Genomic DNA, 13,290 nt, shown 5'->3' with positions numbered 1-13,290 from the left:
AGCGTCGCGGCCATCGAGGCCGATCCAGGGCAAGCGGCCGCGCGCACTGGCGCCGCGTTGTAAACGGCGTTCGCCGCTTCAGGCGCGCAGCAACTTCAGCGTGTGCTGCGCGATCATCAGCTCCTCGTCGGTGGGCACCACGCGCAGCGCGATGTGAGAGTCGGGCGCGGCGATATCGAGCACGCCCGTGCTGCCGGCATTGGCCACGGCATCGAGCCGGGCGCCGAACAGGCCCAGGCGTTGCACGATCGCCGCGCGCGCGCCGGGGGCGTGCTCACCGATACCCGCGGTGAACACCAGCCCGTCGAGGCCGCCCATGCTCGCCGCCATCGCCGCCACGCTTTGTGCGACGCGATGCGCGAACACAGCCAGCGCCAACCGCGCTGCGGGCGTGTCGCTGGCGAGCAGCTCGCGCATGTCGCCGCTGAGTCCGGACAGGCCCTTGAGGCCGCAGTCGTGATACAACAAATGACTGATCTGCCCGGCATCGAGACCTTGCTCCTGCAGCAGATACAGCACCACGCCGGGATCGAGGTTGCCCGGGCGCGTGCCCATCACCAAGCCTTCGAGTGCGGAAAAACCCATGGTGCTGTCCACGCTGCGCCCACCCTGCAGCGCGCACAGCGAAGCGCCGTTGCCGAGGTGCGCGACCACGGTGCGGCCGCGCGCCAGCTCGGGTGCGATGCTGGGCAGGCGCGAAGCGATGTACTCGTAGGCAACTTGCTCATGGGCTACCTCCAGCGCGGCGAGATCCATCTGCACCTGCTGCCGGTAGAGCCGATCATCGACCCGTGCCAGCACGACACCCGTCTTGACCTCACGGCCTTCATCAAACGGCAAATAGGTAATCGGGGCCTCGACATCAGTAAAGCTGAGCACACTCTGGTGTGCCTCGATGTTGCCCGAAACGACGATGTTGACGAGTCCCTGTGCGGGGCCGAATACCAGTGTGTGTAACGGCGTCCAGAAAACGATCGTCACTGCAGCCATGACTGCCACCAGCACCAACAGTGCTGTACGTCGAGGACCCGTCATGAAGGATGACTCACAGTGCTTGGTCTGTGCGTGGCTGCTTGAAAGCAAGAACCATCCGGAGCGATCTGACATCCGGATCAAGTTGACAGTGCCATGTTTTCCTATTCAATCGTGCTGCATATTGATCCAGGTCAAATTCAAGCGTCCCTCGGTCCGGGCTGCTGCGAAGAGCGACGTACAATGTTGTCAGGCACGTACGGACGCCCAAGCCCATGACAGGCTCTGACAAGAACAGCGGTGCACCTGCGCAAGGCATGGTCGTCACGGTGCGCGGGGCCATCGTCGATGTGGAATTTGTCGACTCGGTACTGCCTCCTATCCACACTGCGCTGCGTGTCACCTGGGATCGCCCCGGACTCATGCTGCTCGAAGTGCAGGGGCACCTGGATATGCACACGGTGCGTTGCATTGCCTTGCAAAACACGGCGGGCCTGGCCCGCGGCACGATGGCGCAGTCCACGGGTGCACCCGTGCTGGTCCCCGTCGGGGATGCAGTACTCGGACGCCTACTTGATGTGGTCGGACAAGTGCATGACCTCGGACTGGCGCTGCCGGCCGACACCCCGCGGCGCAGCATCCACAATCCTCCACCCACGCTGGAGCAGGAGACCTCGGCCATCGAGGTCTTTGAAACCGGGGTCAAGGTCATCGATCTGCTGGCGCCCATGGCGCAGGGAGGCAAGGCCGCCATGTTCGGCGGCGCGGGTGTGGGCAAGACCGTGCTGGTGATGGAACTCATCCACGCGATGATGGAGAAGTACCGCGGCATTTCGGTCTTCGCGGGCGTCGGCGAGCGCTTGCGCGAGGGACACGAGATGCTGAGCGACATGCGCGACTCCGGCGTGCTTGCGCGCACCGTGTTGGTGTACGGACAGATGAACGAACCCCCGGGCGCGCGCTGGCGGGTAGCGCACAGCGCGTTGACCATCGCCGAGTATTTTCGCGATCAGAAGCGCCAGAATGTGTTGTTGCTGATGGACAACGTGTTCCGTTTCGTCCAAGCCGGCAGCGAGGTGTCGAGCCTGCTGGGCCGACTGCCGTCGCGCGTGGGTTATCAACCGACCCTGGGTAGCGAAGTGGCGGCGCTGCAGGAACGCATCGCCTCGGTGGCGGGTGCCGCGGTCACCGCGATCCAGGCAGCCTACGTACCGGCGGACGACTTCACCGATCCGGCGGTCACGGCCATCTCCAGCCATATGGACAGCATGATCATGCTGTCGCGCCAACTCGCCGCCGAGGGGTTCTATCCGGCGGTCGATCCGCTGGCCTCAACATCCGCGTTGCTCGATCCGCTGGTGGTTGGCGTGGAGCATTACCGTATTGCCGAACGCGCCCGCGAGACACTGGCGCGGTTCAAGGAACTGCAGGACATCATCGCCTTGCTCGGAGTGGAGGAGCTCGGTGCCAGTGACCGGCGGGTGGTCAAGCGCGCACGGCGCTTGCAGCGCTTTCTCAGCCAGCCGTTCATGGTGACCGAGGCTTTCACAGGAACGCCTGGGCGTACCGTGGCGCGCGCGGATACCTTGGCCGGCGTGCGCGCGATTCTCGACGGTGAAACCGATGCCTGGGCGGAAAGCTCGCTGTACATGGTGGGCACGCTGGACGAAGCGCGGCACAAGGAGCAGGCGTCGCCGCAAGCGACGCACGCTGCTGGGGAGCCGGCGAAGTGAAGCTGCGCATTGTCACCCCGTTATCGATCGAGGTCGATGAGGACGGCGTGCAGTCCTTGCGCGCCGAAGATGCGAGCGGCAGTTTCGGCATCTTGCCCCGGCATGCCGATTTCCTCACCAGCCTGGCCATATCGGTGGTGAGCTGGACACGCGCTGATGGATCGCAGCGTCATTGCGCGGTGCGTCGCGGCGTACTGACCATGTTCGGCGGGCGCGAAGTGCACATCGCCACGCGCGAAGCGGTGGTGGGCGACGATCTCGCGCAACTCGACACGACCGTGCTGGCCCGTTTCCACGCCGATCTCGACCTCGAACGCACGCAGCATGCGGATAGCACGCGTTTGCAGCTCAATGCCATCCGGCTGATCATGCGTCATCTGCGCGCGGGCCAGTACCGTGGTTCCGGGGTCGGATCATGAGCGAACAACCCCGACGTCCCGACGATGCCGACGACGCACTGGTGCGGCAGGCGCGCCTGCGCAACGCGCGCCAGCAGCGGCAACTGGACGATGGCAAGTCCTCGGTCACGCGCCATCTGGCGCAGATCGGCATGCTCGGTTTGACCATCGTGGTGCCCATGCTGCTTGGCCTCTTCACGGGGCGTTGGCTGGATCACGCCTGCGGAACAGGGCTGATGTTCACCGGCGCGTTGCTGGTCCTGGGGCTGGTCCTGGGTAGCTGGTCGGCCTGGAATTGGATCAAACGCGCATGAATACCTGGCTCCTGCGTGCCGCCTCAGCGTATGCGTCATGGCCGTTGCTGCTACCTGGATTGCTCCTCGGGTTTTTTGCCGGGCTTGCGTACTTTCATGCCATTTGGAGGAGTGCGCGTGCGCTGGTATCTGGCCGGCACAAGGTTCTGGTCACCGTGGCCCTGACATTCGGTCGGCTCATCCTGCTGACCGGCTTGCTGTACCTGGCGGCGCAGGCGGGTGCACTGGTCTTGCTGCTGACGGCATTGGGCGTACTGGCGGGCCGCTTCGTGGTCATGCGTCGCGTGCGTCGGGATGGGTGATGCAATCGCCTCTGCACAATCCGGCACTGTTTCATCTCGGCCCGATACCGATCACGCAGGCCGTGGTGGTCACCTGGGTGATCATGGCACTGCTGTTGCTCGGCGCCTTGTTACTCAGGCGCCGCCTGCAACTGGTGCCTTCGCGCAGTCAGGCGGCTTTCGAGTTGGTCGTCGCCACGGTGGATGCGCAGATCCGCGACACCATGCTGCTCGAACCCGGCCCCTACCGCGCCTTCATCGGTACGTTGTTCGTTTACATTTTTCTGGCCAACTGGTCCTCGCTCGTGCCCGGGGTCAAGCCACCGACGGCCCAGATTGAAACGGACATTGCACTGGCGTTGTTGGTGTTCGTCGCTGTGATCGGCTTTGGCGTGCGCGCTGGCGGGGTGCGTGGCTATCTGACGATCTTCGCCTCACCGAATCCCCTCATGATTCCGCTGAATTTCGTCGAAAGTCTCACCCGCACCTTTTCCTTGTTCGTGCGCCTGTTTGGCAATGTGATGAGTGGCGTGTTCGTGATTGGCATCGTGCTGTCGCTGGCCGGGCTGCTGGTGCCGATCCCCCTGATGGCGCTCGATCTGCTAATCGGCGCGGTGCAGGCTTATATCTTTGCCGTGCTGGCCATGGTGTTCATTGCCGGTGCGATCAGTGAGGGGCAACGCCCCCCGTCATCCGGTTCATCCCCACCCGAATCCACAAGGACTCCACCATGAATTGGTTAGCGCTTGCCAGCATCGTTTCCGCCGCTGTCGCAGTTTCGTTCGGTGCCATTGGCCCGGCCTTGGGTGAGGGGCGTGCCGTGGCCGCCGCGATGGACGCCATCGCCCGCCAACCCGAGGCGGCCAACACCATTTCACGCACCCTGTTCGTGGGCTTGGCAATGATCGAAACCATGGCCATCTACTGCCTGGTGATCGCCCTGTTGCTGCTGTTCGCCAACCCCTTGCTGAAATGACGGCATGACCATCGATTGGTGGACGATCGGCCTGCAGGCGATCAATGTCCTGATCCTGGTCTGGCTGCTCGGGCGTTATTTCTGGCGACCGGTGGCGGACATCATCGCCAAGCGCCAGGCGGCCGCGAAGGAATTGCTCGATGCGGCCCAAGCCCGGCGCGAGCAGGCCGATGCGGCGTTGGCCGAGGTGGCGCAGATCCGCGCCACGATGGCGCAACAACGCGCGGATCTGCTGGTCAAGGCACAGGCCGAGATCGACCAGATGCGTGTCGAGCGCTTGCAGCTTGCCACGCAGCGGGCGCAGGCCGTGCTGGACGCTGCGCAAGTCGAAATCGCCAGGCGGCAGGCCGCTGCGGAACATATCTGGCGTGAACATGCCGCGCAGCTCGCCGTGACCATCGCTCAACGCCTGGCCGCCCGGCTCGACTCCGCTGCAGTGCGTGAGGCCTTCCTCGACTGGCTGCTGCACGACCTGCGTGCGCTGCCCGAGGTGACGCGTGAGGCGTTGGCGCGTGCCGGCGCTGCCAATGTCGTCAGCGCCATGCTGCTCAATGCGTCTGAGCGGACGCACCATGCCGAGTTGATCGGCGCGGCATTGGGCACTCCGATGTCGTTGACGTTCAGCGCCGACCCAGCCCTGATCGCCGGACTGGAACTGCACAGCGCGCACCTGGTGGTGAACAACAGTTGGCGAGCCGATCTCGCCCGCATCCTGGAGGATCTCGGCGATGTCGAGCACGCCTGAAACACCCGCCGATGCATGGCTTGCAAATGCAAGACAGCGCATCGGCGCTACCGTGCTGGGGGCGCGGACGGAACAAATCGGCCGCGTGGAATCGGTGAGCGATGGCATTGCCATGGTATCGGGTCTGCCGCAGGCGCGGCTCGATGAATTGTTGCGCTTCGATCGCGGACAGTTCGGATTTGCCCAAGTGCTTGAGCGCGATCACATTGGCTGCGTACTGCTCGATGGCGCCGATGAAGTGCAGGCTGGCGATGTGGTGCACGGCACCGGCGATGTGGTGCGGGTGCCGACCGGCAATGCCTTGCTGGGGCGGGTGGTCGATCCGTTGGGGCGGCCGCTGGATGGCAAGGAGCCCATCGTTACGGATGCGAAAGAACCCATCGAGCGTCCGGCACCGGCCATTGTCGAGCGCGAACTGGTCACCCAGCCGGTGCAGACGGGCCTGCTGGTGATTGATACCTTGTTTGCCCTGGGGCGTGGGCAGCGCGAACTCATCATCGGCGACCGCGCCATCGGCAAGACCACCATCGCCATCGACACCATCATCAATCAGAAGCACAGCGACATCGTCTGTGTCTACGTGGCGGTGGGCCAGAAAAGCGCGAGCGTGCGCCGCGCCATCGACGCCATCCATGCGCATGGTGCGCCCGAGCGCTGCATCGTGGTCGTGGCCCCAGCCTCCGGTGCGGCGGGCCTGCAGTGGATTGCCCCATTTGCTGGCTTCACCATGGCCGAGTATTTCCGCGACCGCGGCCAGCACGCGCTAGTGGTGATCGACGACCTGAGCAAGCACGCCGCCAGTCACCGCGAAATTGCCTTGCTCACCCGCCAGTCGCCAGGCCGCGAGGCCTATCCCGGCGACGTGTTCTATGTGCATGCGCGTTTGCTGGAGCGGGCCGCGAAGCTGTCCAAGGCCCGAGGCGGCGGCTCGCTCACCGCGCTGCCGATTGCCGAGACCGACGCCGGCAACCTGAGCGCCTATATTCCGACCAATCTGATTTCGATCACCGACGGGCAGATCGTGCTCAATGCACGACTGTTCGACGAAGGGCTGAAACCCGCGGTGGACGTGGGCGTGAGTGTCAGCCGGGTTGGCGGCAAAACCCAAGCCGCCGCACTGCGGCAAGCCGCGCAGACGCTGCGACTGGATTACGCCCAGTTTCTCGAACTGGAAATATTCACCCGCTTCGGCGGCATGCCCGACACGCGGGTGCGCCAGCAGCTCACGCGTGGGGCGCGGATCCGCGCCATTCTCGGCCAGCCACAACACGCACCCTTGCGCTTGGCCGAGGAGGTTGCACTGGTGCTGGCGGTGCAGTCCGGCCTGCTCGATGGCATGGCACTGCCTCTGGTTGAGACATTTCGTCGGGGTCTTGCAGAGGCGCTCGATAGCGGTGCGGCGGATGCGGTGCGCACGATCCAGGAGCAGGGCACGCTGTCGGAGACGACCAAGCAGTCCCTGCTCGAAACCCTGCACCAGTATCTGCAAACCTTGGCATCAGCAAATGCCACAGCACAGGCAGGGTCGGCATGACCGAGCGGCTGGCTGAAATCGAAGCCCGCATCCAGGGCACGCAGCAACTCGGCGCCGTGGTCAACGCCATGCGCGGCATGGCGGCGGCGCGCGCCCAGCAGGCGCGTAGCCAGCTCGCAGCGGTCGAGAGTTATGCCGCAGACATCGCCGGTGCCATTGGCAGCGCGCTGGAACTCGTCCCAGCGTCTGATGCGGGCCTGCCACCCGCCAGAGCTGGCCGTGCGCTGGTGCTGTTCTGCGCCGAACAGGGGTTCGCGGGAGCCTTCAGCGAACGCGTGCTGGATGCCGCCGACGCGCAATTGCCGGGCGCCGAACTGTTGCTGATCGGCTCCCATGGGTTGACGGCCACGACCGAGCGCGGGTTGCATCCAGGCTGGACCGGCGCCATGCCCGCGCATACCCAAGGCGTACCCAAGCTGGCCGATCGCATCGTCGAGGTGTTGTATGCGCGCATGACCACCGGCGCGATCGAGCGGCTCGATGTCGTGTTCAGCCGCTGGCAACCCGCCCAGCCGATCCAGGTCGAAAGCCGCCGTCTGCTCCCCCCCGATCTGTCGATCTTTCCCCGGCAGACGCAGGCCGCCGCGCCCTTGGTCAACCTCGCACCGGCCTTGCTGCTGCAAGAACTCGTCGTGGCCTATCTGCATGCCCAGCTTTGCGATGCCGCGCTGCACGCCTTCGCCGCCGAGAATCAAGCGCGCATGGAAACCATGGCGGCGGCGCATCAGCAGCTCGACAGCCAGCTTGCCGACCTGCGGGCCGTCCAGAGGCAGGTGCGGCAGGAAGCGATCACCGAGGAAATCATCGAGCTCGCCGCGGGCGAGACGGCCAGCCGTGCGACTGAAGGTGGTCGATGAACGGCCACGTGCGCTTGCGGATCGTCGTGGCACGACAGCTCGCCCGCAGGTGCAGTGCGCTTGCGATACTGTACCAAAGTGTGTTCGGCCAGCTGCAACAACAGGTCGGCTCGATTGACCGGGCAGGGAGGGTGAATCAGCAATGGCGAGTGAGGAGCTGACGATGCGCCCTGCGATCACACATCCTGCATGGGGTCGGCCCTTGAGGCTGCTTCCGCACGAGCGCTTGCAGGACCTGCTGGATGCACTGACCCGCAGCGGCTATCAATGCGTCGGGCCGAAGCTGCGCGACGATGCGATCCTCTACGAACGCTTGGATCGCGCAGCCGACTTGCCGATGGGCGTGTCGGTCGAACAAGGGCCGGGGTCGTATCGCGTCAGCATGACGGACAATACGCGCCGGTTTGCCTGGGCGAACGGGCCGCAGGCGATTAAGCCATTGATCTTCGCACCGCGCGAAACGCTCTGGCGGGCCACACGCCGCGAGGACGGAACCCTCATGCTCGATGCCCAGCCCCCGGTAGTCAGACCTCTGGCCGTCATCGGCGCTCGGGCGTGCGATCTGGCGGCGCTCGACCTGCAGGACAAACACTTTTTGGGCGGCGCCTATCCAGATCCGAGCTACGCAAAACGCCGCGACGGGCTGTTGATCGTGGCCGTGCATTGCAGTCATCCCGCGCAGACATGTTTTTGCGTTTCCACCGGTGATGGCCCGAATGCCACATTCGGGTTCGATATTGCCCTGGCCGAACTGGACAACGGCTTCGTCGCAGAACCCGGCAGCGCGCGCGGCACGGCGATCCTGGATGGATTGTGCTTGTCTGACGCGACGACGGAACAGATGGTCGCGGCCGAGCATCAGAGCCGTCAGGCAGCCGAGCTGCAATGCCGGGCGCTGCCGGGGCGAAACCTGCAAGCGGCCCTGTTTGCCAATCTTGAGCATCCCAGGTGGAATGATGTGGCCGATCGCTGTCTGTCCTGTGGCAATTGCACGTCCGTCTGTCCCACGTGCTTCTGCCATGGCGATGTGGAAGTTCCTAAGCTCGACGGCGGAAGCTCGGCGCATGAGCGCGAATGGGATTCGTGCTTCACTCAAGGGCACAGCTACATTCACGGATTCACGGTACGGCCCGACACACGCGCACGCTATCGACAGTGGCTGACGCACAAGCTCGGCGGCTGGCATGAACAGTACGGCCGCAGCGGCTGCGTCGGATGCGGGCGTTGCATCAGCTGGTGCCCGGTGGGAATCGACATCACGGAAGAGGCCGTCGCGATATGCGGACCGCAACAATGACCCATGATCGTCTTCCCATGGAAGCCGAAGTCGTCGGCCGCGTCGAGGAATCGCCAACGATTTTCACCTTGCGACTGCGCCTGACCGACGAACGCGTGCGGCACGCATACCGCTACGTGCCCGGTCAATTCAACATGGTGTACCTGTATGGTGTGGGCGAAGTGCCGATCTCGATCGTGTCCGATCCGCACGATCCGACCTTGCTGGATCACACCATCCGTGCCGTGGGCCGAGTGACGCATGGGCTCGCCCGGCTGAAGAAACAGGAGCGCATCGGATTGCGCGGCCCCTACGGCCACGGCTGGCCACTGCGTGAGGCCGAGGGTCACGACATCCTCGTAGTCACCGGCGGACTCGGCAGCGCGCCTGTGCTGGTGGTGATCAACTACATCCTGATGCGGCGCGAACGGTTCGGACGCCTCACCATCATCCATGGCGTCAAGCACGCTGACGAACTGATCTGGCGCGAACGCTACGCTTATTGGAACACACTGCCGAATACGCACGTGCTGCTGGCATCCGACCATGGCGGCCCCCTGTGGCCATGGCACGTTGGCCTAGTGACCGAGGTATTCGACGACGCGGAGATAGCGCCGGATCGCACCACGGTGATGATGTGCGGCCCGGAGGGCATGATGCACGCGGGCATCGGCAATCTGACTGCACGCGGCATCGCGGAGGAGCGCATCTACCTAAGCATGGAGCGCAGCATGCACTGCGCTGTCGGGCATTGCGGGCACTGCCAGTATGGCCCGAACTTCGTGTGTCGGGACGGCCCGGTTTTCTCATACGCGCAAGTAAGGGATCTTTTCATGGTGCGGGGGCTTTAGCGATGGGGTCGGCCATGGAACCGAAGGTCGCGGTGCACAAGTTCAGCTCTTGTGACGGTTGCCAGCTTGCGTTCCTGAATCTCGGCGACGCGCTGCTCGAAGCTGCCGAACTGGTGGATTTCGTGCACTTTGCTGAAGCCGGTCCGCTACACCCGGATGCGTCGGTCGACATCGCCTTCGTCGAAGGTAGCATCGCGACACCCGATGATCTGGAGCGCATTGTGCGCGTGCGCAAACAGTCGCGCTTCCTGGTAACCATCGGCGCCTGCGCCACTGCGGGAGGTGTGCAGGCACTGCGCAATCTCTCCAATGCGCGTGAATGGATCGCAGCGGTCTATGCAAGGCCTGACTATATCCAGAGCCTGGACCACTCCACACCGATCGCCCGGCACGTCAAGGTGGACCTCGAACTCTGGGGATGCCCGGTGAACGGACGCCAAGTGCTCGGCGCCCTTCGCGCGTTGCTGTTCGGAGTCGTGCCAACGGAAGAGCGCGACAAAGTCTGCATCGAATGCAAGCGCAGGCAGAGTGTATGCGTGATGGTGACTAGGGGCTTCGCTTGCATGGGGCCGGTTACTCGCACCGGCTGTGGCGCAATATGTCCCAGTTTCGGACGCGACTGCTACGCCTGCTTCGGCCCGGCAGAGAACCCGAATACCGGGGCGTTGGTCAGACGCTTCGAGGGTCTTGGCTTGATGCCCGAAGCGGTCGCCCGGCGATTCCTGTTCATCCACAGTGGAGCGCCTGCCTTTCATGACACAGGCTTGAGTCTTGGTGCAAAAAGCGATGGATGAATCACGCACGCGCAAGGTCGAGATACACGTACCCGTGCTGGCACGGGTGGAAGGCGAGGGCGCCTTGCATCTGCGTACTCGCGGCGGTGCCATCGAGGAGCTGACACTGCAAATCTATGAGCCGCCACGTCTGTTCGAGAAATTCCTCGAAGGTCGTTCCTACGAGGAAGTGCCGGACATGGTGGCGCGCATCTGCGGCATTTGCCCGGTGGCTTATCAGATCAGCGCGGTGAACGCATTGGAGAGTCTGTTCGGCATCGACCCGGGGCCGTGGGTGCACGCGATGCGGCGCGTGCTGTATTGCGGCGAGTGGATCCAGAGCCATTGTCTGCACATCCATCTGCTGGCTGCACCGGACTATTTCGGCTATGAAAACGCCTTTGCCATGGCGCGTGATTATCCAGACATCGTGCGGCGGGGCCTCGGACTGCAAGGGCTGGGCAACGAGATCATGAGTCTGCTCGGAGGGCGATCCGTGCATCCGATTGGCATCAAGGTCGGGGGTTTCCACCACGCTCCGCACGCGAGCGAAGTCGATGCGCTGCTCACCAAGCTGCTCGCGGCGCTGCCCGAATCGGAAGCTCTGGTGCATTGGACCGCCCGCATTCCCATGCCCGACGACGACCAGACATTCACCTGCGTGGCCATGCGCGACGCCGAGGAATATCCGATTCATCGTGGCCATATCAGGACCAGCGACGGGCTCGCGATCGATGCCACGGAATATGATCGGCACTTCACCGAGTACCAGGTTGCACACTCGACGGCCTTGTACAGCCGGTATCAAGGCGGACCCTATCTCGTCGGCCCGCTGGCACGGCTCAACTTGAACCGCGATCGTCTGCCGGCTCCGATACAGCAGTTGATGCACGATACCGGCGTGACTTGGCCGAGTCGCAACATGTTCAACAGCATGGTGGCTCGCGCAATCGAGGTGCACTACGCGCTATCGGAGGCGGCATGCCTTCTGCAGAGCCATTTCCATGATTCGACACCGGCAGTCGCCGTCACGCCGCGTGCAGGCGTCGGCTACGGTTGCTCGGAAGCACCACGTGGCATGCTGTGGCATCGCTACCGCGTGGACGACGAGGGCCGGATCCTCGAGGCGCGTATCGTGCCGCCGACCAGCCAGAATCAGGCGCGCATCGAGGAAGATTTGCGACGGTCACTGGAAGACTTCGGTCTGCAGCACAGCGATGAGGAACTCCGCCTGCATTGCGAGAAGGTGATACGCAATTACGACCCCTGCATTTCGTGCGCGACCCACTTCCTGAAACTGCACGCGGAACGCCTGTGACACACGTGGCCATCATCGGTGTCGGCTCGCCGGCGGGCGACGATCAGGCTGGCTGGTGGGTGGCGCACGCACTGCAGCGCAGCGGGTTGCCGGATCGCCTCGCGTGTCAGACCAGCATCGTCGCGCTGGATCGGCCTGGCGCAAGATTGGTCTGTTATCTGGCAGGCGTGGACGCGGCGGTGCTGATCGATGCGGTGCAGAGCGGCAATGCACCCGGCACCATCCGTCGCGTGGACGATCTGGTGTCGATCAGGAAGGAGGCACTGGTCTCCAGCCACGGTTTCGGCGTCGCATCCGCGCTCGCGCTGGCCAGCGCGCTTGATATGCTGCCGGCGACGCTGGTGTTGTACGGTATCGAGATCGGCAACGTGTCGTTCGATGCGGTGCCGAGTGCTGCTGTCTGCATTGCGGCTGCCTCGCTTGCAGCAAGGATCGATGCCGAAGTGGCCGCGCGATGGCCACGCGAAGAATCCTCGCCCGCCACCAGCGCGAACCCCGTTGAACGAATGACGCCGACCGTGGTGTCGCAATCCGAGGCTTGAGGGTCAGCTCGTGGCGGTTGATAGTCATGCCGCGACCGATATCTCCCGCCAGTTCATTTCGTCGAATGGGCCTCGCATGCTCTGTTAGAGTCAGGCGAAGGTCCAGCCTGCCTAGGTGGCTTGGGCTTTGATTTCCCCAGTCGGGATGGCAACACGCATGAAGCGTTATGTGCGCACACACATCCATCATGGTGGAGCTGACTATTCCTGCTCCGCGCTGCTCCCGGCAGACCTGCAGCCGGCACTGCGCGCACGTCTGGCCGATTACGCCAGCGCAACCATCACGCTGGGTCGTGGCGAGCAGCTCGCGCGTCGCGGTGAGCCGTTCCGCAATCTGTATCTGATTGTGCAAGGTGCCTTCAAACTGGTGCACGTAGGCGAGGGCGGTGGCGAGCAGATCGTCAGCTTCCACGGGCTACGCAACCTGATCGGCCTCGACGGCTTCGCCACCCGTGTGCATGCCACCGATCTGGTTGCGCTGCAATCCTCGATGGTCTGCGAATTCCCGATCGCCGCAATCGAAGCGCTGGCCGGGACCTCGCAGCTCGCGTTGCGTTGGAGATGAGCATGGCCGTATCCCCCCCCCCCCCCGCGCGGCAAAACCGTTGATCCGCGGCAAAACGAACTTCTTGCGGCGCTGCCCGATGCCGAGTTGGCGCGCTGGCTGCCGCATCTGGAACTTGTGGACATACATCATGGCGAGGTGCTCTATCAGCCCGG

At 64.0% G+C, this 13,290-nt stretch carries 16 protein-coding genes; 15 read left to right on the top strand and 1 reads right to left on the bottom strand.

The annotated features are described in order from the left end of the window. Positions 1–78 precede the first annotated feature (78 nt). The gene (locus ACYDAT_RS14355; protein ID WP_461450968.1) at positions 79–990 is read right to left on the bottom strand and encodes an acetate/propionate family kinase; all 912 of its coding nucleotides are present in this window, start codon (positions 988–990) and stop codon (positions 79–81) included. Positions 991–1,247: 257 nt separating this feature from the next. Here ACYDAT_RS14355 and atpD point away from each other — a divergent pair, with 257 nt between their 5' ends. From atpD to ACYDAT_RS14280, 15 genes are all read left to right on the top strand, one after another. Next, on the top strand, positions 1,248–2,705 hold the full coding sequence (atpD, locus tag ACYDAT_RS14350) for a F0F1 ATP synthase subunit beta (RefSeq protein ID WP_461450966.1): 1,458 nt from the start codon (positions 1,248–1,250) through the stop codon (positions 2,703–2,705). Then, entirely contained in the window at positions 2,702–3,124 is a 423-nt protein-coding gene (locus ACYDAT_RS14345) for a F0F1 ATP synthase subunit epsilon (RefSeq protein ID WP_461450964.1), read from the top strand. Before atpD ends, ACYDAT_RS14345 begins: the two co-directional genes overlap by 4 nt. Next, a complete protein-coding gene (locus ACYDAT_RS14340) occupies positions 3,121–3,417 on the top strand; it encodes an AtpZ/AtpI family protein (RefSeq protein WP_461450962.1) in 297 nt (98 codons plus the stop codon). The genes ACYDAT_RS14345 and ACYDAT_RS14340 overlap by 4 nt, the downstream gene beginning before the upstream one ends. Continuing rightward, complete coding sequence (locus ACYDAT_RS14335; protein WP_461450960.1) at positions 3,414–3,719, top strand: N-ATPase subunit AtpR; 306 nt, start codon at positions 3,414–3,416, stop codon at positions 3,717–3,719. Before ACYDAT_RS14340 ends, ACYDAT_RS14335 begins: the two co-directional genes overlap by 4 nt. After that, positions 3,719–4,432 carry a F0F1 ATP synthase subunit A gene (locus ACYDAT_RS14330; protein ID WP_461450958.1) on the top strand — a complete coding sequence of 238 codons (714 nt, stop codon included), beginning with the start codon at positions 3,719–3,721 and terminating at the stop codon, positions 4,430–4,432. Before ACYDAT_RS14335 ends, ACYDAT_RS14330 begins: the two co-directional genes overlap by 1 nt. Continuing rightward, positions 4,429–4,674: a F0F1 ATP synthase subunit C gene (locus ACYDAT_RS14325; protein ID WP_112486399.1), complete on the top strand. Its 246-nt coding sequence runs from the start codon at positions 4,429–4,431 to the stop codon at positions 4,672–4,674. Before ACYDAT_RS14330 ends, ACYDAT_RS14325 begins: the two co-directional genes overlap by 4 nt. A 4-nt stretch (positions 4,675–4,678) precedes the next feature. After that, the gene (locus tag ACYDAT_RS14320; protein WP_461450956.1) at positions 4,679–5,419 is read left to right on the top strand and encodes a F0F1 ATP synthase subunit B family protein; all 741 of its coding nucleotides are present in this window, start codon (positions 4,679–4,681) and stop codon (positions 5,417–5,419) included. Next, positions 5,403–6,953: a F0F1 ATP synthase subunit alpha gene (locus tag ACYDAT_RS14315; RefSeq protein WP_461450954.1), complete on the top strand. Its 1,551-nt coding sequence runs from the start codon at positions 5,403–5,405 to the stop codon at positions 6,951–6,953. The genes ACYDAT_RS14320 and ACYDAT_RS14315 overlap by 17 nt, the downstream gene beginning before the upstream one ends. Next, positions 6,950–7,810: a F0F1 ATP synthase subunit gamma gene (locus tag ACYDAT_RS14310; protein WP_461450952.1), complete on the top strand. Its 861-nt coding sequence runs from the start codon at positions 6,950–6,952 to the stop codon at positions 7,808–7,810. The genes ACYDAT_RS14315 and ACYDAT_RS14310 overlap by 4 nt, the downstream gene beginning before the upstream one ends. Before the next feature lie 202 nt (positions 7,811–8,012). Then, positions 8,013–9,107 (top strand): 4Fe-4S dicluster domain-containing protein, encoded by a 1,095-nt coding sequence (locus tag ACYDAT_RS14305; protein WP_461450950.1) that lies wholly within the window; start codon positions 8,013–8,015, stop codon positions 9,105–9,107. Between the two features lie 17 nt (positions 9,108–9,124). Further along, complete coding sequence (locus ACYDAT_RS14300; RefSeq protein WP_461450948.1) at positions 9,125–9,937, top strand: FAD/NAD(P)-binding protein; 813 nt, start codon at positions 9,125–9,127, stop codon at positions 9,935–9,937. A gap of 14 nt (positions 9,938–9,951) precedes the next feature. Further along, positions 9,952–10,731, top strand: coding sequence for an NADH-quinone oxidoreductase subunit B family protein (locus tag ACYDAT_RS14295; protein ID WP_461450946.1), 780 nt, complete (start codon positions 9,952–9,954; stop codon positions 10,729–10,731). Positions 10,732–10,765: 34 nt separating this feature from the next. Continuing rightward, positions 10,766–12,028, top strand: coding sequence for a Ni/Fe hydrogenase subunit alpha (locus ACYDAT_RS14290; protein ID WP_461450945.1), 1,263 nt, complete (start codon positions 10,766–10,768; stop codon positions 12,026–12,028). A 5-nt stretch (positions 12,029–12,033) separates the two neighbouring features. After that, positions 12,034–12,570, top strand: a complete 537-nt coding sequence (locus ACYDAT_RS14285) for a hydrogenase maturation protease (protein ID WP_461450943.1) — start codon at positions 12,034–12,036, stop codon at positions 12,568–12,570. Positions 12,571–12,727: 157 nt separating this feature from the next. After that, positions 12,728–13,135, top strand: a complete 408-nt coding sequence (locus ACYDAT_RS14280; RefSeq protein WP_461450941.1) for a cyclic nucleotide-binding domain-containing protein — start codon at positions 12,728–12,730, stop codon at positions 13,133–13,135. The last annotated feature ends 155 nt before the right edge of the window (positions 13,136–13,290 follow it).

It is taken from the genome of Metallibacterium sp., from assembly GCF_054637675.1.
The sequence above is the reverse complement of the archived record's forward strand: the minus strand, read 5'-3'. Positions and strand labels throughout refer to the sequence as shown.

Coding starts and splice junctions, on each gene's coding strand:
- ACYDAT_RS14310 (WP_461450952.1), top strand. CDS start 6,950: ATGACCGAGCGGCTGGCTGAAATCGAAGCCCGCATCCAGGGCACGCAG.
- ACYDAT_RS14325 (WP_112486399.1), top strand. CDS start 4,429: ATGAATTGGTTAGCGCTTGCCAGCATCGTTTCCGCCGCTGTCGCAGTT.
- ACYDAT_RS14315 (WP_461450954.1), top strand. CDS start 5,403: ATGTCGAGCACGCCTGAAACACCCGCCGATGCATGGCTTGCAAATGCA.
- ACYDAT_RS14280 (WP_461450941.1), top strand. CDS start 12,728: ATGAAGCGTTATGTGCGCACACACATCCATCATGGTGGAGCTGACTAT.
- ACYDAT_RS14300 (WP_461450948.1), top strand. CDS start 9,125: ATGGAAGCCGAAGTCGTCGGCCGCGTCGAGGAATCGCCAACGATTTTC.
- atpD (WP_461450966.1), top strand. CDS start 1,248: ATGACAGGCTCTGACAAGAACAGCGGTGCACCTGCGCAAGGCATGGTC.
- ACYDAT_RS14355 (WP_461450968.1), bottom strand. CDS start 990: ATGGCTGCAGTGACGATCGTTTTCTGGACGCCGTTACACACACTGGTA.
- ACYDAT_RS14340 (WP_461450962.1), top strand. CDS start 3,121: ATGAGCGAACAACCCCGACGTCCCGACGATGCCGACGACGCACTGGTG.
- ACYDAT_RS14295 (WP_461450946.1), top strand. CDS start 9,952: ATGGAACCGAAGGTCGCGGTGCACAAGTTCAGCTCTTGTGACGGTTGC.
- ACYDAT_RS14320 (WP_461450956.1), top strand. CDS start 4,679: ATGACCATCGATTGGTGGACGATCGGCCTGCAGGCGATCAATGTCCTG.
- ACYDAT_RS14330 (WP_461450958.1), top strand. CDS start 3,719: ATGCAATCGCCTCTGCACAATCCGGCACTGTTTCATCTCGGCCCGATA.
- ACYDAT_RS14335 (WP_461450960.1), top strand. CDS start 3,414: ATGAATACCTGGCTCCTGCGTGCCGCCTCAGCGTATGCGTCATGGCCG.